This is a genomic window from Plantactinospora sp. ZYX-F-223 (genome assembly GCF_039649625.1).
GTDB lineage: Bacteria > Actinomycetota > Actinomycetes > Mycobacteriales > Micromonosporaceae > Plantactinospora.
The window spans coordinates 12,479-30,851 of sequence record NZ_JBDJAV010000060.1 but is presented as its reverse complement, the minus strand read 5'-3'; the positions used below and the strand labels follow the sequence as shown (position 1 = coordinate 30,851).

Genomic DNA, 18,373 nt, shown 5'->3' with positions numbered 1-18,373 from the left:
AAGCGCCGCCGACGGCGCCGCCCATGATCACTCCCGGTGCGGCGGCAGCGCTCTGATCAATGACCCCCTCGCTACGAGAGCCCCAGGGGGTGCTGGCACACGCTTAGTTCCTGACCTCCACCCAGCACGATCCAGGCGCTCAGGACGCCGACGGTCTCCAGGTGCTGCCAGGAGTGGGCGACTCGAGGCCGACCGGGGCGTCCGGGGGAGGGCGGACCGCATGTCGGGGCCCATCCAGTAGATCGGACGGATCTGGGCGGCCGGCCCGCTTTGCCAGCGCGCAGTTGGCCGGCTTAGATGTCGAGGTCCTCCACGACCGGCTCGTCGTTGATGGTCCGCAGTGCGACCGCGTAGAGCTCTGCTGGCAGCAGCGCTTCGAGTTCCTCGACGGTGTCGACAACCGAGAACGTGGCCTGGGCCGGGGTCCGCATCCAGGCCTGGTCCGGCGACCAGTCACCGATCCAACCGCGCCAGCCGGTGGACCACTTCTTGCCGCGCTCCGCGTTGGGCCCGACCGGGGTGTGTAGCTCTGACCGGACGTGGTGCACGGCGAAGCGGCCCTTGCTGGTCCGGAACAGCGAGTATCTCTCCTCGCCCTCCCCGCTCGACGAGGTCCACTCGCCCAGCGCGGTGCCGAGGAAGCGCTTGACTACGGCGCGCCCGACGCCCACCTTTACGGTGATCTCATCGAAGCCGGCCTGCTTGGCCTCCTCGACCTGGACCAGTCGACGTAGTGCCGTGACGATCGCGGCCGACAGGTTGCTGCCCGTCAGTTCCTGGGCGCGCACCAGCAGCGGCAGGTCGTCGTCGGCGATGTAGATCGTTTTGTTCGGCATGTGCTCTTCACCTCTGGACAGGAGTCTACTCATACGTGTAAGACTACGTACATGCATACGTACACAGAAGTGCAGGCGTGCGTGGTCGAGGCCGACGGCCTTGCCGTAGCCACGGTTCGGTGGCCGACCCCGGTTCCCGTCTCCGCTATTCGTTGTTGCTAGGTACCGGTAGTCAGTGTTACTGTCTACCGGTAGTCAACACCGCTGACTACCTGGCGGGGAGGTGATCAATGGGCAAGCAGATGACGGAGATGCTCAAGGGAACGCTGGAGGGCATCGTCCTGGCGATCCTGGCCATGCGGCCCGCGTACGGCTACGAGATCACGGCGTGGCTGCGGGGGCAGGGCTTCTCCGACATCGCCGAGGGCACGATCTACGCCCTGCTGGTCAGGGTGGAGCAGAAGCGCCTCGTCGACGTGCAGAAGGTCCCGTCCGAGAAGGGCCCGCCGCGCAAGGTGTACTCCCTCAACGCGCAGGGCCGGGAATACCTCGAAGAGTTCTGGAGGACCTGGAGCTTCCTCACCGAACGACTGGAACAGCTCCACGAAGGAGGCAAGTAACGATGTCCGACGGTGAAAAGGGCGGCTTCATCTCGAAGGTGATCGGCCCGAAACGGCGGTGGCGGGAGTACAAGGCGCGGGTGAAGCAGCTTCCGCCGAATTACCGGACGGCGGTCGAGGCGATCGAGCGATACCTGATGCACTTCGGGCCGGTGACCGGCGAGAGCGCGGCCGCGCTGTTCGAGGATGTCGCCGATCTCTTCGAGCGGGCCGCGGCGGACGGGACCCCGATCCGCGAGATCGTCGGGGAGGACCCCGTGGAGTTCGTGGAGGAGTTGATCCGGAACTACCGGAAGGGCGGATACATCGACCGGGAGCGGGCCCGGCTGACCCAGGCGATCGAGAGCATCGAGCGGGCGGAGGAGAACAGGTGACGAGCACGCAGGTTCCGGGGCCGGCCATTCAGGTGCGGGGTCTGGAGAAGTCGTACCAGAAGTTGCATGTGCTGCGTGGCGTGGACTTCGAGGTGGCGCGGGGCAGCATCTTCGCTCTGCTCGGCTCGAACGGGGCGGGCAAGACCACGGTCGTGAAGATCCTGTCCACGCTGCTCAAGGCAGACGCCGGGACGGCCACCGTCAACGGCTTCGACGTCGCCTCGAAGGCGGCGCACGTGCGGGAGTCGATCAGCCTCACCGGGCAGTTCGCCGCCGTCGACGAGATCCTCACCGGGCGGGAGAACCTCGTCCTGGTCGCCCGGCTGCGGCACCTCAAGAACCCCGGCAGGATCGCGGACGAGCTGCTCGCCCGCTTCTCGCTGACCGACGCCGGGGCGCGGAAGGTGTCGACGTACTCGGGGGGCATGCGCCGGCGCCTCGACATCGCGATGAGCCTCCTCGGCAACCCGCCGGTCATCTTCCTCGACGAGCCGACGACCGGCCTCGACCCGCAGGCGCGCATCGAGGTGTGGCAGGCCGTCAAGAAACTCGCCGACCAGGGCACGACGGTGCTGCTCACGACGCAGTATCTGGACGAGGCTGAACAACTCGCCGACCGGATCGCGATCCTCCACGAGGGTCGGATCATCGTCAACGGCACCCTCACCGAACTCAAGCAACTGCTCCCACCGGCCAAGGTCGAATACGTCGAGAAGCAGCCGACCCTCGAGGACGTCTTCTTCGCCATCGTCGGCGCCGACGACAAGAACGACACCACCGATGACCGCGCCGTCGGCGCGGACAAGTGAAGGAACGACGATGACCAAACACTTCCTCGGCGACACCGCCGTCCTGCTCGGCCGATCCCTCACACACGTCACTCGCAGCGTGGACACCATCATTACCACCGCGATCACGCCGATCGCCATGATGCTGCTCTTCGTCTACGTACTCGGCGGCGCGATCAACACAGGCACCGACTCATACGTCAACTACCTACTGCCCGGCATCCTGCTCATCACAGTCGCCTCTGGCATCGCCTACACCGCGTTCCGACTCTTCCTGGACATGAAGAGTGGCATCTTCGAGCGATTCCAGTCCATGCCGATCGCCCGGTCGTCCGTACTCTGGGCACATGTGCTGACCTCGCTGGTCGCCAACCTCGTCTCGCTCGTGGTCGTCGTGGGCGTCGCCCTGCTCATGGGCTTCCGCTCCGGAGCGGGAGTACTGGCCTGGCTCGCGGTCGCCGGCATCCTCATCCTGTTCACGCTGGCGCTGACCTGGCTCGCCGTCATCCCCGGCCTCACCGCGAAGTCCGTCGACGGCGCGAGCGGCTTCTCCTACCCCCTCATCTTCCTGCCGTTCATCAGCTCGGCCTTCGTACCCACCGACACCATGCCCGGCCCGGTACGCGCCTTCGCCGAACACCAGCCGGTGACCGCCATCGTCAACGCCATCCGGAACCTGTTCACACAGCAGCCGGTCGGCACCGACATCTGGATCGCCCTCGCCTGGTGCGTCGGCATCCTCATCGTCACGTACGTCTCCGCCACCGCCATCTACCGCCGCAAGATCAGCTGACAGCGCCCTGACTCGCCCGGCCGGGCGCCGAGGTTCGTTGTCGACATCGTCGGACCGCAACCTACATCGCAAGGCATCTTTCACCAGCGGAGAACGCGCGGCCGGCAGAAACCGGTCCACCCGGTCAGGTCCGTATCATCACCGCCCTCGCCGCGACGGCGTCACCGACGCCGGCCCGAGCGTCACGACATGAAACAAGCGCTCGGTCCATCTGTGAATTAGGCGGCGGGCAATTCTCGTACCCCTACCCCGACAGCACCGAACCAGTGACGGGATTGTCGGTCGATACAGCGCGCGTCTTTCCAGAACTCCCGAATGAGCAGAAAGGACTACGTCATGGCAGGCACGACAAGCGGGGCCGCCGGACAGGAACACGATCGGCGCCGGACCCCGAACAACGGCGTGCGGGATGCCGGCGCACTCGCTGGCCCGGTTGGCTCGGGCAACGACTCCAGCACGGGTAATGGCGACTATGTCGAGGAGGGCTGGGGAAAGGTCGCCGACGCGTTCCACGCGAACTTCGAGGGAAACCCCGGCGAGATCGGCGCGGCGTGCTCCGTCTACGTGGACGGGCGCCCCGTCGTCGACCTGTGGGACGGCTTCGCCGACCGCGAGACGAAACGGCCGTGGGACGACGACACCATCGTCCAGGTCGCATCCACGACGAAGGGCGCGACCGCGATCTGTGCCCACATGCTGGCGCAGCGCGGTGAGCTGGACCTGGACGCCCCGGTCGTCGAGTACTGGCCGGAGTTCGGCGCTGCCGGCAAGGACCGGATCCCGGTGCGCTGGCTGCTGTCACACCAGGCCGGCCTGCCGGTCGTCGACGGACCGCTGACGTTCGCGCAGGCGTGCGCCTGGGACCCGGTCATCCGCGCACTCGAGGCGCAGAAGCCGCTGTGGCGGCCGGGCACCGAGCACGTCTACCACAGCATGACCTACGGATATCTGGTCGGGGAGATCGTGCGTCGGGTCTCCGGCAAGTCCCTCGGCACGTTCTTCGCCGACGAGATTGCCGCCCCTCTCGGACTGAGCGCGTGGATCGGCCTGCCCGAGGAACACGAGGAACGGGTGGCCAGGATCGAGTACGCCGCTCCGTTCACCATGGAGGAGTTCGTCGCCGGGATGATCGAGACGACCGGGCTCGATCCGGACACGGTCACCGCATGGATGACCGCCGTATGGGGTCCGGACTCGGTGCAGGCCCGCGCCGGCGAGCTCGGGGGCGCCCTGGACAACACGTCGGAGTACTTCACTACGCGTGCCTGGCGCGCGGCGGAGTTCCCGGCCGCGAACATGGTCGCCGACGCGCGATCGCTGGCACGGATGTACGCCGCCACGGTGAGCGACGTCGACGGTGTGCGGCTGCTCGAACCGTCGACGGTGGAGAGGATGACGGTCGTGCAGACGGACAAGACCCGGATGCACGGGCTGCCACCGGAGCTGACCGTCCCGGCCGACCGCTCCTTCTACATGTCACTCGGGTTCTGGCGGGCCTGCCCGCCGATGCCGATGCTCGGGCCGGGGTCGTTCGGCCATCCCGGATCCGGCGGATCGATCGCCTTCGCGGACCCCGATGCCGGGGTCGGCTTCGGCTACGTCACGAACCTCTGGTCCTTCCGTCAAGGCGAACCACGAGCATCGAACCTGGCCAAAGCCGTCCGATCCTGCCTCACCTGAACTGCTCCGGCCGGCCGCACCACGCCCCTAGCCTGTCGAACACCCCGACCCCTCGCTGAACGTCAATCCTGAAGTGGCGGCCACTGCCGCGCCTGGTCAGCCCATCCAATCGTCCAGGCTCGACGGTGGCCGCTTACCCACCCATGGACGGAACCGCACACCTGTGGCTCAGACCCTGCTGGTCAGGCAACCCTGCTTGCGCTACTGCCTCCGCTGCACCGCTTGCTGGGCACTTCCACTACCTCGTGTTACCGTATAGTGGTACTCGGTGTCACCGAGTACTGGTGTGGCCAGGAGGAACGGGGATGGACGACCTCACGGAGATGCTGAAGGGCACACTCGAGGGCTGTGTGCTTGAGATCATCGGCAGCGAGGAAACCTACGGGTACGCCATCACGCGTCGGCTGAACGAACTCGGCTTCGTCGACGTCATCGAGGGCACGGTGTACACCATTCTGCTGCGACTGGAGAAGAACGGACTCGTTCAGGTGACGAAACGGCCGTCCGGGATGGGGCCGCCGCGCAAGTTCTATGCGCTCAACGACGCGGGGCGCGAAGAACTCGGGAGGTTCTGGGTCAAGTGGGAGTACCTCTCATCACGAATCGACAAGCTCAAGGAGGGCGGGGAATGAATTTCTGGGAGACCATTACCGGCAGCGACCTCACCAGGGAATGGAAGGCGTTCGAAGCCCGGGCCGAGGCATTGCCGGCCGACTACCGGGCGGCATGGGGACAGATCGTGGTTCACCTCTTCCCCTACGGCGGCTTCACGGGTCGCAACCTGACACCGATCGCCGACGGCGCCCTGGGGCTGCTCGAGGAGACAGCGGCGGACGGGCAGAGCATTCACGAGGTGCTGGGTGACGACATCGCGGGCTTCTGCGCGGCGCTGGCCGGCGGCCAAGGAGCCCGGACCTATCGCGACCGGTGGCGCGAGCAGTTGAACAGGAACGTCGCAAGGAAACTGGGCCAGCTAGGAGGATGACGTGGGTATCCAGGACATCATCGAGGGCAAGAAGCAGTGGCGGGCGCACATGGCCCGGGTCAAGGCACTCCCACGGGACTACCAGATCGTCTACAAGGAGATACAGAGGTACTACTTGAAGGTCGGGCCAGTCGAACTGGTTGACGGGACGCTACTCTCGGGGATCCTCGATTTCTTCGAGGAGGGCGTGGCGGCCGGCAAGGGAGTCCTGGAGCTCGTCGGCAACGACGTCGCGGCCTTCTGCGACGACCTGGTGAAAGACTCGCGCACCTACGCGGACATCTACCAGGAATCGATCAGCGGTGAACCCGGTACGGCCGACAAGTAGCACCTGTCGAACCAGGCGCTGGCGGACGCTCCTCATCCACCGGGCTGCCCCTTTCTCCCGTATCCCCGCCAGCCCTGTTGCTCGGGGTGCACGCTATGCCGCCGCCCGCGCCTTCGTCAGCGCGGTCGGCTGGATCGCGACCGCTGTCGCCGACCATGTACCGGCCCGACATCAGAGGTACCATCGTGCGTAACGCCGGCGCCGTCGATGGCGATGTGACCCGGGGACAGCGACCGCACCTCCTCATCCTCCATGCCGGTACCGTGCCGCCGTCAGTAGTCGCCGGGCGACCGATTCGGCGCGGCTCGTTCCAGGGGCGACAATCCCGCGAACTGGTCCGAAGCCGGACCGTTCATGCCTAGTGTGGCCGGGTGGACAACGGCAAGCGATACGGGGCCGAGTTACTCGGCACGTTCCTACTGGTGTTCTTCGGCGCCGGGACCGCTGTCGCTGCTCTGGACACGGGTGGCGTCGTCGTGGTGGCGCTCGCGTTCGGGTTGGTCCTCCTCGCTCTGGTCTATGTCTTCGGGCCCGTCTCGGGTTGTCATGTCAACCCGGCGGTCACTCTCGGCGCGCTCCTCACCGGCCGGATCTCCCTGCCAGGAGCGATTGGCTACTGGATCGCCCAGGTACTCGGCGGCATCGCCGCCGGTTTCCTGATCTTCGCGTTATCGCACTGGGGCGATGTTCCCGACCAGACCGGCCACCTCGGCGCCAACGAATACGGCGCCACCATCAACCTGGGCGGCGCCCTCGTGTTGGAGATCGTGCTCACCTTCTTCTTCGTGCTGGTCGTGCTCGTGGTCACCAGCCGCACCGAGCAGGTCGGCGTGACCGGTCTGGCTATCGGACTCGCCCTCGGCACCTGCCACCTGGTCGCGGTCACCCTCGACGGCACCTCGGTCAATCCCGCCCGGTCGATCGGACCGGCCCTGTTCAACGGTGGTGCACCGCTGTCGCAACTCTGGGTCTTCATCGTCGCCCCGCTGATCGGCGGCGCCCTCGCCGCCGCAGCCTCCCCGCTCGCACTCCGCGCGGCCAGGACCGGCCCGCGCCGCCCGCAAGCCGGGGCCGACACCCCGTAGCGCCCGGCACCAACCGGCACCAACCGGTAGCAAGCTGTCATGCGGTTGTCGCATCCGCCTGAAGTTTGCCGATGACGACCGACCTGGCCAGCGGTCCGCAAGGTAGGTCCGGCCTTGCTCTGTGCCCGGTTGTCCGGATGTACTGTGCGGTTCCCGCTGCGGTCAGGGTTGGGCGGCTGGCGAGGCGAGGTCCGACGGCGACACCTTCTCGCCCTCGGTGATTCGGCGTTCGCTGACGAGCATCGGGCGCCCGCCCACGCGGTTGCCGGCGTGTGTGGTCCAGGTGAGGGCTCGTCTCGTTGGGTGTGGTCCGGCGCGGTGGGATCGGGCTGTCACCGCTGTTCGAGCTTGGGCAAGGTCAGGTCGGCTGCGGCCGCTGTTGACCTCAAGCCTGGTTGGGGTTGAAAGATCCAAGCCAGGACCACGATCTCTGATAGCCCATCCACCGGAGAGCACATGAGTACTGACACCGGCTTCTATTCGATCATCGACTACACGGTCGATGGACCTGACACGCAACGTGAACTCGTGGCTGCCTTCGCAGACATTCAGGAGCGGTGGGTCCGGTTCTATCCTGGGTACCGGTCGGCCCGGTTCCACGTCAGCACCGACGGCACCCGCGTCTACAACATCGTGCACTGGGCAAGCGAGGCGGACTACCGCAACTTCGAGGCGACCTCCGACACCGAAGGCCGGATGGCAGCTATCGGCAAGGCACTGGACGGCTTGTCCGGCAGGGCCGAACCCCGGATGAGCGGCGACCCCCGCTACGTCGTCGTCCGCGAGGTCGGTCCCGGTCCGCAGCAGACCGACGCCTGAACCCGACTCACCCGAGCATGTGCAGCGATCCAACGCTGCCCGCCATTCGAAGGTACCCATGAAGATCGAGATATACGCGGACATCCTGTGCCCCTGGTGCTACATCGGCAAGAGGCGCCTCGCCGCCGCTCTGGCCAAGATCGCCGACCGCGACCGGATACAGGTCGTCTGGCGTAGCTACGAACTCGCTCCGCAGGAAGGCAAGCTCCCCGGCCTGACGGCCGCCGAGGCGATGGCGGGCTGGTGGGGAGAACAGGCTTCCACCAGGATCATGCGGATCCGCGCACTTGGCGTGGCAGAAGGCTTGGAACTCAACCTGCACCGCGCGCGGCCGGTGAACACGTTCGATGCCCACCGGCTGTGTCACCTCGCCGCCGACCACGGTGTCGCCGACACGATGATGGAGCGCCTGCTCCACGCCTACCACACCGAAGGTCTCAACGTCGCCGAGCCGCAGACCCTCGAACGGCTGGGCAACGAGGCCGGGCTAGACCCAGCCGGCGTACGCACCCTGCTCCGAGGTGACGACTACGCCGAGCATGTTCGGGCCGACGAACGCCGGGCCGCCCAGCGCGGCATTACGGGCATCCCGTCGCTGGTGATCGACGGTCAACCGCCGGTTTCAGGTGTCCAGACCCCTGAGGAGCTACACCAGTTGCTGAACCAGCGCCTGGCCGCACTCGACTCCGCTGTACTTCGTAGATCGGACCATTCGTGAATGCCCGACGGAACGTCGCTGCGGACCTGCGTCCATACCAGACCGCGACGGCCACCGCCCGGCGACCGGCCTACACGACGACGGCCGCCGTCATCGAACCCGATCTCCGGGATTCGGAGAGCGAAACGCTCTCCGACCACCCGACCTCACCTAGCGTCATCCGACAAACAGCGAGAGTAGACATTGGACGGTGGTGACGGCACCGTAGGGGCCATCGTTAACGCCGAACGCGGCGCGCACTGGATCCTCACCGTCAAGGGCAACCAGGGGGCTGCGAAACCCGCTGCCCTCCTCGACGTGCGGGGAAGTGCGTCCGCAGGTCAACAGCGTGCGTCATCCGGCCGTGTGGGCGGTGCTGGACCGCGGTGCCTACGCCGCCCTGCGCGGCGAGTGATTCACCGACACTCCCACCCACACTTGGCGGAAGTCACTCGGCGGTCGCGTGGTGCCAAACCTTGATCGATGAGAGGACGAGCAGCGCGGCCAGTCCAAGAACGAGCACGGTATCGGGACGACGCCGAGCAGTAGGCCGCCCAGCACCGTCCCGGCGATCGAGCCGGCTGCCAGGACGATCGCGAGGCGGGCGCGCCGGCGTAGGACGGTGAAGCTGCCGTCGCGGCTGTAACGGGCGAAAGCGACAAGCATCGTCGGAAGTGACACAGCCAGCGTACGCGGATGCCGGGGTTGCCTACGCTCCCTGATGGCCAAGTTTCACCCACCTGGTATCCATCACGGGGCGCTCCGGCGAAACAGCCGCCGCCCGCCCAGCAGCAGCGCCGCTCCGCCGCCGAGCCCGGTCCCACCGATGATCAGCCCGTCCCGCAGCCCAGTTTCCTGCCGCCGCACCATTTCTTCGTAGCCGACCAGATCGGCGCGTCCATTAACGACGATGCGGCACAGGTCGCCTGGGCGCATAACTCCGCCATCACACGTCGGTGGTCCGCCATCGGCGCTAAGTAGCCCGCCGCACAACGCGACCAGTCCGGCGATTAGAGCACCGAACCCGAAGACCTGCATCAGCATGCCAACCGGCCCCATCCAGAGCCCCTTCGGGTATCGTCCGCCAGCCATCGCGACCCCCTCTGCGGCTAGGAGGGTCATCTGCCACTCCGGTGAACATCGACCCGCCGACGCCATGGTGACAACAACCGCTGAAATGTGCCACCTACGGCTCACAGTCACAGCCAGCCGCCGTGTGCGGCCACCAGCCGGACGCAGTCAGTCGCTGTGCCCGCCCAGCCGGATCGGGTGGACGGCGCCGTCGTCGTGGCGCAGCACGGCGATGTGGCCGCCGTGCTGCGCGGCAACCGTCTCATGCTCGTCGCCGAGCTCCAGGCTCGGCCGCGTCCGTCAGCAGACCACCTTCCTGGCCAACGGCTTGACCCCGACGATGCGCTGGAAGCTGGACCAGGCCGGCGGCACCACCACCGCGGACGCCGCCGGCAACAACACCGGCACGGTCGGCGGCGCGGTCACCTGGTCCGCCGAACGCAGCGGCGCGGCGTCGTTCACCGGCAGCACCGCGGCTTCGATCGTCGGTCAGCCGCCGGTCGACACCACCCGGGCGTTCACCCTGACGGCCTGGGCCAAGCTGGCAGTCAGGGGACCGATCGGCACGTCATCGCGATCGGTGGTGATCTCAACAATTCGGCGCTGAAACTCTTCTACGACAAGGCGGCCGACTCCTGGCGGCTGACCATGGCAGTCCGGAGAGCGGATGGCACGGTCGGTTTCCAGCCCAGCACCTCCACCACCGGGTCCGCCACCTCGGACTGGCAGCACCTGGCGGGCGTGGTCACGCCGGCGACCACGCCCGGCGGCACCAGCACCGCGCAGCTATATGTCCACGGCGCGGTCAAGGGGGCGCTCTCGACCACGGAACAGTTCAACAACCAGGCATCGATCTGCGTGTCGGCGCTCAAACGGCGGCGTCCGGGTTGTTCGCCGGTCTCATCGACGATGTTCACGCGTCGGGGGCCGTCGGTAGCATTGGCCGGTGCTGTTCGGAAAGAACCTCGGGAAGAGCTGCGACGAGCTGATCGACGCGGCGGCCAGGCGGGACGCGGACGGGTTCCACAAGACATTGGAGCGGATCGCCGGCGCGACGACGAAGGCGAAGCCCGGCGAGGTGCAGGAGGTGCTGGGCAGGCTCGCCCCACTGCTGGCGGAGATCCCGATCGGCATGGGCGGCGATCTGGCCAAGGTGGCCGGCGGCATGACGGACTTCGGCGGCGATCCGATGGTGGTGCTGCCGACGCTGGTCCGCCGGGCCACTGACGCCATGGAGCGAGCGGCACGGTTCGCGACGGCGTACGGCGAGGCATGCGGTGACCTGCCGGACGCCGAGGATCCGAGCCTGATCGAGGCGACCATCGAGCGGTTCGTCGGCGCGGCGCCGCAGGCGGGCCTGTCCGAGCGCGAGGCGTACGGCTTGGTGGAGGCGTGGTTCGCTGGCGGCGATTGGGTGCAGCCGGTGCTCTACCTGGCGCAGCGCAAGGAGGTGCGTACGGCGCTGCCCGAGCGGGCGCGCCTCACCCCGGCGATCGACGCCACCCGGGAGCACATCGGCACCGCGCACTGGTTGTACGGGCTGCTGCTGGTCGTGGACGACACGCCGCTGACCGTGCTGCACCGGCCGACCGGCCGGGGCTACCGGGTCACGATCAGCGGCATCGGTGACAACTTCCAGCTGCACACGCTCCTGGCCGCGAGCCTGATCGGTGACGAGTCGCGCGGGCTGCTGCCGGGCGAGCGGCCAAGCCCGGCCGCGATCGCTGCGGCCACCGACGGCGAGGACCTGACCCCGGCCGGTGGCATCCGCGGCCAGTTCAACCTTGTCGACGCGTACGGCGAATGGATCTGGCACGAGGGGCGCCCGGCGGACATCCCGCTGCTGGAGGGCGAGCGGATTGTCGTCCTCGATCCGCCCCCGTACGCAAGGTCATGGAACGCCGGCCGGCTCTACCCGCTGATGCGTCCGAGCCTCACCGTGGATCGCATCCTCGCTGGCGACGAGGCGGCGCACTGGCTCGGGATGGTCAAGTCGTCCCAGCGCTGAGGGCGGCCAGCGCCCATCAGGCGTCGGCCGTCAAGTCACGGACGTGGCGCAGCCCCGGTTGGCCGGCCAATACGACCTCGCCGACCGGGGTGAACCCGGTGCGCCGGAGCACCGCGAGCGAACCGGCGTTGTCCAGCGCGGCCCTGGCGACTAGCCGGCGCAGCCCGTACCCGTCACGGGCCAGCGCGCATACCCGGCGGACCCCGTCGGTGGCGATGCCCCGCCCGGTCGCCCGTTCGGCCACCCGGAAACCGAGCTCGGCGCCACCGTCGGCGACGTCGACCAGGTTGAACCGGCCCAGCACCGCTCCGTCGTCGTCCACCAACACGTGGAAGTGGTGCAGGCCGGCGGCCTGCTCGGCGAGAAGTTCGGCGTGGCGCTGGGCGAACCCGGTGAAGTAGTCGTCGCCCCGGTCCGGCACCGACCGCGCGAAGAACGCCCGGTTCTCCCGCTCGAACCGGAGCAGCGTGGGGGCGTGGTGGGCGTCGAGCCGCTGGAGTTCGGGCATCACGTCACCGTAGCCGACCGGCGGGGAAGGCCGCTCAGGACCCAGTTTCGAGGTGCCACACGTCCGCGCCGCCAGCGCGCGATCTCCGGCACCGACACACCCTGAGCGAACCACCCGGCCGCCTGCCGCCGTACCCTTCCCGCTTCGCCCGCCCCCGCGCAGACAGACCACCACCATCGGGGTATCTCATACCATCGATCTACCCCGGGTCTCACGCATTACACCGATCACCACATCGGCCGAACCTGGCCTTTCAAGATCTATATCCGCCGGACGACACCACCTACGCAACCGTTTCGGCTGGCGCCGAACTGTTCTGCGCGGCGGTGAGATTCTGGGTGGCATGACAGACCTCGACGTCAAGGCAAATCTCCATCGATACCTGCGGGAGGCGCGCGAGGCGCTGCTCGGGAAGCTCGACGGGCTGTCGGAGCACGACGTGCGGCGCCCGCTCGTGCCGACCGGCACGAACCTGCTCGGGCTGGTCAAGCACCTGGCCACGGTGACCGCAGGGTATTTCGGCGAGGTGTTCGACCGCCCCTTCCCCGAACCTGTCGTGGGTCTGGACGAAGACGCCGAGCCGAACAGGGAGATGTGGGCCACGGCCGACGAGTCCCGCGACGACATCATCGGCCTGTGGCACCGTGTCTGGGTACACGCGGACGCCACGATCGAGACGCTCCCGATCGACGCGCCCGGCTCGGTGCGGTGGTGGCGACACGCGCCGGTGACGCTGCATCTCATCCTCGTACACGTGCTCGCCGAGCTGAACCGGCACGCTGGGCACGCCGACATCGTGCGTGAACTGGTCGACGGCCAAGTCGGCTGGCGGTGGCCCGGCGACGACGTGGTCGATCGCGACGAGGCGTGGTGGGCCGCCTACCGCGAGAGGCTGGAGTCCACCGCGCGCGAGTTCGCCTGAGGACGCGGTCCTTGCGCAACCCGCCGATGCTGTCCAATCCGTCCGGGAAACCGTTTGCATCATGCCAGCGGCCGTCCCAGCCCGAAGCCAAGGTCACAGGCACGGATTGCCGCCGAGCGAACGTCACCGATCGTGAGGGCAGACAGCGCGGACGAGCCGTTGTCAGTTCGTTGTGCGACCTCCTGCCGAGGATGCTGCTCCGAACTACCCGTTCGCTGGCGGCCGATGTGCCACCTCGATGGCGTAGGTGTCGGTCATATCGATGTCGGTGACCGCCCGCATAGTGGCCGCGTGCCCTTCCCGCTCGTGAAGCAGGCGTACCAGGAGGTACAGGGCGCTCTTGTCACCGCGCTGGGCACGCTCACGTAGTTCACCGTCGCGGCCTTCCTCGTACAGAAACCGGTCCAGCCTGCGTCGTGCGTGCACGTCAATCTCGGCTCGATCGACCAACTCGCGCAGCAGCCCGGCCTTGACGAGCAGATCCATGTGCCACAGGTGCGCGTTATGCCGGTAAGGGTCACGGCTGTAACACTCGGCGAACTCACTGACCGCGGCGATCGCCGTAGCCCAGTCACCGCGCGCTTCGGCTGCTTCCGCCGATGCTTGGTCGAACCGCGATCTCACCGCATCAGTATGCCTCTGGTTGCAGTGCACTCATCTGCCACAGAGCGTGCGCGGCAGCCAGCCACAGACAGGTCACGCAGCGCGGCAGAGTTCGGCCGACATGCGGCGTTCGGTCGTGCCGAGGAGCGGATGCGGACTGGCTGGTCGTCTGCAGACACCGGAGTTCGCTCTGCACACGCTGGCCGACACGGTGCCGTTGGCCGGTCGTATCCTCGTCCGGTGACGGATGAGCAGGCTACGGAGAATGTCATCGATCGCCTGTTGCTGGCGTTGGCGGCGCAACTCGACACGTCTGCCCTGGCGCCTGGTGCGGTCGAGGCACTCGCCGATCTGAGCAGAGCCGAGGCTCATCTGATCTTCGGCCAGGCGGGCCATCTGGTGCACTACGGCGCGGACACCGAACCGCTGCAGACCCTCATACACGCGATCTCGGCCATGCAACGCCGTGAGGCTCCGGAAGATGCCGCGGTCAGGCCGGGTGATGCAGTACGACTCGTGGGTGAGTTGCCGGAGAGTCTCGCCGGGTATGACGAGACGTGGCTCCGCGAGACCGTATTCGTCGTCCGCTACGTCGGTAGGAGCCCGATGGTCGACGTGCAGTCGCAGCTGACCGAGGATTACGTGATCGCAACGGTGCCGGCCGCCAGCGTGGAGCCCTTGCGGAGGTAGCGCATCCCGCGGCACCGCCGCATCCGCTCGGGTGCGACTGTCGTACCCGCGTCAGGTCGATACGTCGGCGACAACCATCATGGCGGAGACGCCGACGAGGGTAAGGCGTGTCCGCCCACGTATCCGCTCATCAGCGTAAGCCGGCTTGAGTCACGCTCGGGGTCGGTGCCTCGTCCGTCGTCTGTCCCTGCATAGCCGTAATGGGGTTGGGCCCAGCAGCGCGTAATCGGATTGGTGAGACGACGGGTGGGGCTGCCCATGATGAGCGTCGAGGTGACCGTGGTCCCTCAACGCCGCGTGGGGCTCGCCCGACCCTGCTTGGCGGGCCGCCTTCTGATCTCAGGCGGCGAGGGGTGTCACCGTGGGATGTGTGGTGCCGTGGGCGGCGATGACTGGGTTCCAGGGTTGGCCGGTGGTGATGACGGCGTGCAGGTGCCGCAGGACCGCCGCGGCGATCACGGCTCGGGCCTGGGTGACGGTGAACTTGTTCTGCGCTCTGGTGGTCAGGTGGGTGAACCGGACGGCGTAGACGGGGTTGGCGCGTTGCGCGCTCCAGACCGCTCGCCAGGCCGCCAGCCGCAGTCCGGGTCGGCCCTGACCGGTCAGTTTCGTGCGGCCGACGAAGTTGCCAGACAGCTTCTCCCGTGGTGCCAGGCCGGCGTGCTTCACCAACGCGTGGGCGGTCGGGAACCTGTTCGGGTCACCGGTCTGGGCCAGGATCGCTGCCGCACCGATCGCGGATACGCCGGTGATCGAGGTGGCCAACTCGGTCAGCCGAAGCTCGTCGAGGATCGTCGTCATCCGCAAGGGGAGGTTGAAAAAGGTTCAGTGACCAGATGAGGCGCCGGAGCCGTCCGCTCGTGCCGAGTTGAGTGCGCTGCCGCCGATCCCGGGGTAGATATAGGCGCGACGCGGCGATACGGCCCGCACTACTCTTTACGCCGATGACGGATAACAGGTGCAGCGATTTTCCGGCCGATTGCGTCCAGCGTGCGTACCTATATCTGGTACGGAACGTCGAGGTGACTGGGCCGCCGTTCACGCCCAGCGATGCAGCTCTGATGGCGTTCAACCCCGACGAGGTAACAAGGCTGATAGGACTTCAGCCGACCGAAGCATGGTACTCCGGCGATCCGGTACCGGGAACATCAAGATCACGACGGTTCAGCAGTTGGACGTACGGCCTGCCAGAGGTACGCAACTACATCACGGAAGAGGTCGTCGTTTCCCTACTGGAGGCCATCGAGCCGTACGCCGGAGGTATCGACACGGCTTGCCGCACCTTGGGCATGCGTGCCGGCATCATGGTGGTCATCACCATGCACGGCGACCGCAACACCGCCGATGGTGGACTTCACGTGTCCACCGCGGCCATCACGTACACCTTGCAGACCCTGCGGCGGCTGGCCAAGCTGGGTGTGTCCGTAGAGCACGACCAGTACGTTCTCTTACCCGACTAGCGAACCCGCCGCCGCATGCAGCATTTAACTGCCGCAGATCGGGCTCGATGCAACGGGAGGAATAGTCAAGACCTGTGGACGAGCTGTTTGCCCGAGATGCCGCTCGGGGCTGACGGGAATGCTGGCGGCATCGACCGCCATCTGTGCCACGGGCCGTCACGAGCTCGACCGGTCAGGGGCAGTCCCAGACCAACGTGACGTGGTCGTGGTGCCGCGAACACTGGAGGACGTAGCCAACGCCGCCGTAGTCCCCGTCGCGCCATCGATGATCTTCGGTATCATGGAAGACCTGCAGAGCCTGACCCAGCTCAAGGTGCTGGAGGCGGTGCACCTGGCTAGGTGGGGCTGGCCGCCGGTTGTGGCTTGTCCCGGCGCAGCTCGATCGAGTAGAAGCTGGAGACCTGGATCATCGTGTCGCCGGTGCAGGTGTAGCGCTCCGGTTCGATGCTCATCGATATCTGTCCACCGTTGGTGTACCTGCCGTTGCGGGTGAACTTCCAGTTCCCCTTCACCTTCGGGTTGCTGTAGAGCAGGAAACCGTCGTCGGTGGTCCGGTAGCTCAGGGTGCCGCCGCCGGAGGTGTGCTCCTCCCAGCGTTCGCCCTTGTATACGGCCGCGCCGACGATCCGGCCATCGAAGGTGATGGTCAAGGTGCCGTCCGCCCGATAGGTCTTCTTCTGTCCGCCGCGGCTGACAAACTGCACCGGATGACCGTCGATCTTGAGGTCCCGCTGCTGCGACGTTGCCGTCCAGGAGCCGAGGACGCAGGGATCGATGCCGGGCGGCAGGGTCGGGGTGGGGGTGGCGGCCGGGTCGGTCGGGGAGCTTGTCGGGGTCGGGCCGGCGCCGGCCGGGGTGCGGCCCGGGCCGCCGTCGAGCAGGCTGAAGCCGGCGAAGGCGGCCAGGATGACGAGTACGAGGGCCGCGCCGACCATCGCCGGTCCGCGTACCCGGGATCGCCGGGAGGGCGGGATCTGCGTGGCCGGCGGCTGCTGGTCGGCTACCGGGAGGGTTGGCTCGCCGGCCAGGGCCAGGGTGACCGGGGCGCCGTCCGGGACCTGGGGGGTCGGATCCTCGCCGGCGGCAGGCTGCGCCGTGGTGAGCAGGCCGCCTTCGGCGACGACGAGTTCGGGCTGGTCGACGCTGGTGGGAGCGAGGTCGAAAGCGCGGTGCAGCGTGGTGGTCACGGCCGGCATGCGGGTGGAGCCGCCGGCCAGGAAGACCGCGCTGAGGTCGCTGGCGTCGATGCCGGCAGTACGCAGGGCGCTGCGGGCGGTTTCGATGGTGCGGTCGAGTACGGGTGCGGCGAGTCGGTCGAGTTCCTCGCGGCCGAGCGGGAGTTCGATGTCGAGCAGCGGTACGTGGATCAGGGTGCTGCTGGTCCGGGCGAGCATCTCCTTGCCGGCGCGGACGTTGTCCCACAGCTGGCGCCTGGCCCGCCGGTCGGACAGAGTGGACGGTTCGACCAGCTTGGCCCAGGCCTCCGGGGCCCGAGCGGAGAGCACCGTGCCGAGGTGGTTGAGGATGGCGGCGTCGATGTCAAGTCCGCCAGAGTCGGGGCGGCCCTCGGTGGCGAGGACGTCAAAGCCGTGGGTGGTGCGGCGGAGCACGGTGGCGTCGAAGGTGCCTCCGCCGAAGTCGTAGACCAGGGCGCAGGTGCCGACCGCGATCCGATCACCGGCCACCGCGATCAGCCGGTTGGCGGCGGCGATCGGCTCGACCATCAGCCGGACTCCGGGCAGTACGGTCTCGGCGGCGGCGAGCAGGGTGGCCCGGCGTTGGTTGCCCCAGGCGGCCGGGTAGGTGAGCACCGCCTCGTTGATCGGCGCGTCGGCGGTGCGGCTGGCCTCGTCGGTGACCCGTTCCAGTACGGCGGCGATCAGACGCTCGACCGGTACTTCCGTTTCGCCGAGCAGGACGATGCGGTCGTCGATGCAGCGCTTCGGGTGCGGTTCGAACCATTCGGGGTGGGCCAGGCCGGTGTGTTGGGCGTCCCGACCGACCAGCAGCCGGCCGGACTGGTCCGCGCAGACCGCCGAGGGCAGCAGGGGCGAGCCGTCGAACAGTAGCGGCCGGGGCTCGCGGCCGGCGTTGGAGAGCACCGCGACCGTGTTCGACGTGCCAAAGTCGATGCCGAGCCGGATCATGCCTACGCCCACCGGAACT

General features: G+C 67.6%; 23 protein-coding genes. 16 read left to right on the top strand and 7 right to left on the bottom strand.

All coding sequences use genetic code 11. The features are described 5' to 3' along the window. Positions 1-293 precede the first annotated feature (293 nt). Complete coding sequence (locus tag AAH979_RS37455; RefSeq protein WP_346262878.1) at positions 294-836, bottom strand: EXLDI protein; 543 nt, start codon at positions 834-836, stop codon at positions 294-296. A gap of 230 nt (positions 837-1,066) precedes the next feature. On the opposite strand from AAH979_RS37455, the gene AAH979_RS37450 reads away from it, so the two are divergent. The 11 genes from AAH979_RS37450 to AAH979_RS37400 all read left to right on the top strand — a co-directional run bounded on the left by AAH979_RS37450 (position 1,067) and on the right by AAH979_RS37400 (position 8,966). After that, a complete protein-coding gene (locus AAH979_RS37450; RefSeq protein WP_346262877.1) occupies positions 1,067-1,396 on the top strand; it encodes a PadR family transcriptional regulator in 330 nt (109 codons plus the stop codon). Positions 1,397-1,398: 2 nt separating this feature from the next. Continuing rightward, positions 1,399-1,770, top strand: a complete 372-nt coding sequence (locus AAH979_RS37445; protein ID WP_346262876.1) for a DUF1048 domain-containing protein — start codon at positions 1,399-1,401, stop codon at positions 1,768-1,770. Next, entirely contained in the window at positions 1,767-2,579 is an 813-nt protein-coding gene (locus AAH979_RS37440; protein ID WP_346262875.1) for an ATP-binding cassette domain-containing protein, read from the top strand. Before AAH979_RS37445 ends, AAH979_RS37440 begins: the two co-directional genes overlap by 4 nt. Positions 2,580-2,589: 10 nt before the next feature. After that, the gene (locus tag AAH979_RS37435; protein ID WP_346262874.1) at positions 2,590-3,351 is read left to right on the top strand and encodes an ABC transporter permease; all 762 of its coding nucleotides are present in this window, start codon (positions 2,590-2,592) and stop codon (positions 3,349-3,351) included. 336 nt (positions 3,352-3,687) lie between these two features. After that, a complete protein-coding gene (locus tag AAH979_RS37430; protein ID WP_346262873.1) occupies positions 3,688-5,031 on the top strand; it encodes a serine hydrolase domain-containing protein in 1,344 nt (447 codons plus the stop codon). Positions 5,032-5,336: 305 nt separating this feature from the next. Further along, positions 5,337-5,663, top strand: coding sequence for a PadR family transcriptional regulator (locus AAH979_RS37425; RefSeq protein WP_346262872.1), 327 nt, complete (start codon positions 5,337-5,339; stop codon positions 5,661-5,663). Next, the gene (locus tag AAH979_RS37420; protein WP_346262871.1) at positions 5,660-6,016 is read left to right on the top strand and encodes a DUF1048 domain-containing protein; all 357 of its coding nucleotides are present in this window, start codon (positions 5,660-5,662) and stop codon (positions 6,014-6,016) included. The genes AAH979_RS37425 and AAH979_RS37420 overlap by 4 nt, the downstream gene beginning before the upstream one ends. Before the next feature lies 1 nt (position 6,017). Next, positions 6,018-6,344 carry a DUF1048 domain-containing protein gene (locus AAH979_RS37415; protein ID WP_346262870.1) on the top strand — a complete coding sequence of 109 codons (327 nt, stop codon included), beginning with the start codon at positions 6,018-6,020 and terminating at the stop codon, positions 6,342-6,344. Between the two features lie 371 nt (positions 6,345-6,715). Beyond that, positions 6,716-7,429: an aquaporin gene (locus tag AAH979_RS37410; RefSeq protein WP_346262869.1), complete on the top strand. Its 714-nt coding sequence runs from the start codon at positions 6,716-6,718 to the stop codon at positions 7,427-7,429. Between the two features lie 456 nt (positions 7,430-7,885). Then, positions 7,886-8,248 carry an antibiotic biosynthesis monooxygenase gene (locus AAH979_RS37405; protein ID WP_346262868.1) on the top strand — a complete coding sequence of 121 codons (363 nt, stop codon included), beginning with the start codon at positions 7,886-7,888 and terminating at the stop codon, positions 8,246-8,248. A gap of 58 nt (positions 8,249-8,306) precedes the next feature. Further along, positions 8,307-8,966: a DsbA family oxidoreductase gene (locus AAH979_RS37400; RefSeq protein ID WP_346262867.1), complete on the top strand. Its 660-nt coding sequence runs from the start codon at positions 8,307-8,309 to the stop codon at positions 8,964-8,966. A gap of 729 nt (positions 8,967-9,695) precedes the next feature. Here the strand turns inward: AAH979_RS37400 and AAH979_RS37395 are convergent. After that, complete coding sequence (locus AAH979_RS37395) at positions 9,696-10,067, bottom strand: hypothetical protein (protein WP_346262866.1); 372 nt, start codon at positions 10,065-10,067, stop codon at positions 9,696-9,698. Positions 10,068-10,344: 277 nt separating this feature from the next. Here AAH979_RS37395 and AAH979_RS37390 point away from each other — a divergent pair, with 277 nt between their 5' ends. After that, positions 10,345-10,623: a hypothetical protein gene (locus AAH979_RS37390; protein ID WP_346262865.1), complete on the top strand. Its 279-nt coding sequence runs from the start codon at positions 10,345-10,347 to the stop codon at positions 10,621-10,623. Positions 10,624-10,630: 7 nt separating this feature from the next. On the opposite strand, the gene AAH979_RS37385 is transcribed toward AAH979_RS37390, so the two are convergent. Then, a complete protein-coding gene (locus tag AAH979_RS37385; protein WP_346262864.1) occupies positions 10,631-10,933 on the bottom strand; it encodes a hypothetical protein in 303 nt (100 codons plus the stop codon). Between the two features lie 29 nt (positions 10,934-10,962). Here AAH979_RS37385 and AAH979_RS37380 point away from each other — a divergent pair, with 29 nt between their 5' ends. After that, positions 10,963-12,024, top strand: coding sequence for a hypothetical protein (locus AAH979_RS37380; protein ID WP_346262863.1), 1,062 nt, complete (start codon positions 10,963-10,965; stop codon positions 12,022-12,024). Positions 12,025-12,040: 16 nt separating this feature from the next. On the opposite strand, the gene AAH979_RS37375 is transcribed toward AAH979_RS37380, so the two are convergent. Beyond that, complete coding sequence (locus AAH979_RS37375) at positions 12,041-12,532, bottom strand: GNAT family N-acetyltransferase (RefSeq protein WP_346262862.1); 492 nt, start codon at positions 12,530-12,532, stop codon at positions 12,041-12,043. A gap of 343 nt (positions 12,533-12,875) precedes the next feature. Between AAH979_RS37375 and AAH979_RS37370 the strand changes: the two genes are divergently transcribed. Beyond that, complete coding sequence (locus AAH979_RS37370) at positions 12,876-13,454, top strand: DinB family protein (RefSeq protein WP_346262861.1); 579 nt, start codon at positions 12,876-12,878, stop codon at positions 13,452-13,454. Between the two features lie 204 nt (positions 13,455-13,658). On the opposite strand, the gene AAH979_RS37365 is transcribed toward AAH979_RS37370, so the two are convergent. Beyond that, positions 13,659-14,078 carry a hypothetical protein gene (locus tag AAH979_RS37365; RefSeq protein WP_346262860.1) on the bottom strand — a complete coding sequence of 140 codons (420 nt, stop codon included), beginning with the start codon at positions 14,076-14,078 and terminating at the stop codon, positions 13,659-13,661. Positions 14,079-14,297: 219 nt separating this feature from the next. Here AAH979_RS37365 and AAH979_RS37360 point away from each other — a divergent pair, with 219 nt between their 5' ends. Further along, positions 14,298-14,747 (top strand): hypothetical protein, encoded by a 450-nt coding sequence (locus AAH979_RS37360; RefSeq protein WP_346262859.1) that lies wholly within the window; start codon positions 14,298-14,300, stop codon positions 14,745-14,747. A 339-nt stretch (positions 14,748-15,086) separates the two neighbouring features. Here AAH979_RS37360 and AAH979_RS37355 read toward each other — a convergent pair whose 3' ends face one another. Further along, complete coding sequence (locus AAH979_RS37355) at positions 15,087-15,548, bottom strand: IS110 family transposase (protein ID WP_346262858.1); 462 nt, start codon at positions 15,546-15,548, stop codon at positions 15,087-15,089. Positions 15,549-15,691: 143 nt separating this feature from the next. Here AAH979_RS37355 and AAH979_RS37350 point away from each other — a divergent pair, with 143 nt between their 5' ends. Then, positions 15,692-16,207: a DUF4279 domain-containing protein gene (locus tag AAH979_RS37350; protein ID WP_346262857.1), complete on the top strand. Its 516-nt coding sequence runs from the start codon at positions 15,692-15,694 to the stop codon at positions 16,205-16,207. A 335-nt stretch (positions 16,208-16,542) separates the two neighbouring features. Here the strand turns inward: AAH979_RS37350 and AAH979_RS37345 are convergent, their stop codons facing one another. Next, positions 16,543-18,366, bottom strand: coding sequence for an Hsp70 family protein (locus tag AAH979_RS37345; RefSeq protein WP_346262856.1), 1,824 nt, complete (start codon positions 18,364-18,366; stop codon positions 16,543-16,545). Positions 18,367-18,373: the final 7 nt, after the last annotated feature.

What these genes read in the sequence shown, in the direction of transcription:
- AAH979_RS37455 (WP_346262878.1), bottom strand. Translation starts at nt 836, where the DNA reads ATGCCGAACAAAACGATCTACATCGCCGACGACGACCTGCCGCTGCTG.
- AAH979_RS37450 (WP_346262877.1), top strand. Translation starts at nt 1,067, where the DNA reads ATGGGCAAGCAGATGACGGAGATGCTCAAGGGAACGCTGGAGGGCATC.
- AAH979_RS37445 (WP_346262876.1), top strand. Translation starts at nt 1,399, where the DNA reads ATGTCCGACGGTGAAAAGGGCGGCTTCATCTCGAAGGTGATCGGCCCG.
- AAH979_RS37435 (WP_346262874.1), top strand. Translation starts at nt 2,590, where the DNA reads ATGACCAAACACTTCCTCGGCGACACCGCCGTCCTGCTCGGCCGATCC.
- AAH979_RS37430 (WP_346262873.1), top strand. Translation starts at nt 3,688, where the DNA reads ATGGCAGGCACGACAAGCGGGGCCGCCGGACAGGAACACGATCGGCGC.
- AAH979_RS37425 (WP_346262872.1), top strand. Translation starts at nt 5,337, where the DNA reads ATGGACGACCTCACGGAGATGCTGAAGGGCACACTCGAGGGCTGTGTG.
- AAH979_RS37420 (WP_346262871.1), top strand. Translation starts at nt 5,660, where the DNA reads ATGAATTTCTGGGAGACCATTACCGGCAGCGACCTCACCAGGGAATGG.
- AAH979_RS37405 (WP_346262868.1), top strand. Translation starts at nt 7,886, where the DNA reads ATGAGTACTGACACCGGCTTCTATTCGATCATCGACTACACGGTCGAT.
- AAH979_RS37400 (WP_346262867.1), top strand. Translation starts at nt 8,307, where the DNA reads ATGAAGATCGAGATATACGCGGACATCCTGTGCCCCTGGTGCTACATC.
- AAH979_RS37395 (WP_346262866.1), bottom strand. Translation starts at nt 10,067, where the DNA reads ATGACCCTCCTAGCCGCAGAGGGGGTCGCGATGGCTGGCGGACGATAC.
- AAH979_RS37375 (WP_346262862.1), bottom strand. Translation starts at nt 12,532, where the DNA reads ATGCCCGAACTCCAGCGGCTCGACGCCCACCACGCCCCCACGCTGCTC.
- AAH979_RS37370 (WP_346262861.1), top strand. Translation starts at nt 12,876, where the DNA reads ATGACAGACCTCGACGTCAAGGCAAATCTCCATCGATACCTGCGGGAG.
- AAH979_RS37355 (WP_346262858.1), bottom strand. Translation starts at nt 15,548, where the DNA reads ATGACGACGATCCTCGACGAGCTTCGGCTGACCGAGTTGGCCACCTCG.
- AAH979_RS37350 (WP_346262857.1), top strand. Translation starts at nt 15,692, where the DNA reads ATGACGGATAACAGGTGCAGCGATTTTCCGGCCGATTGCGTCCAGCGT.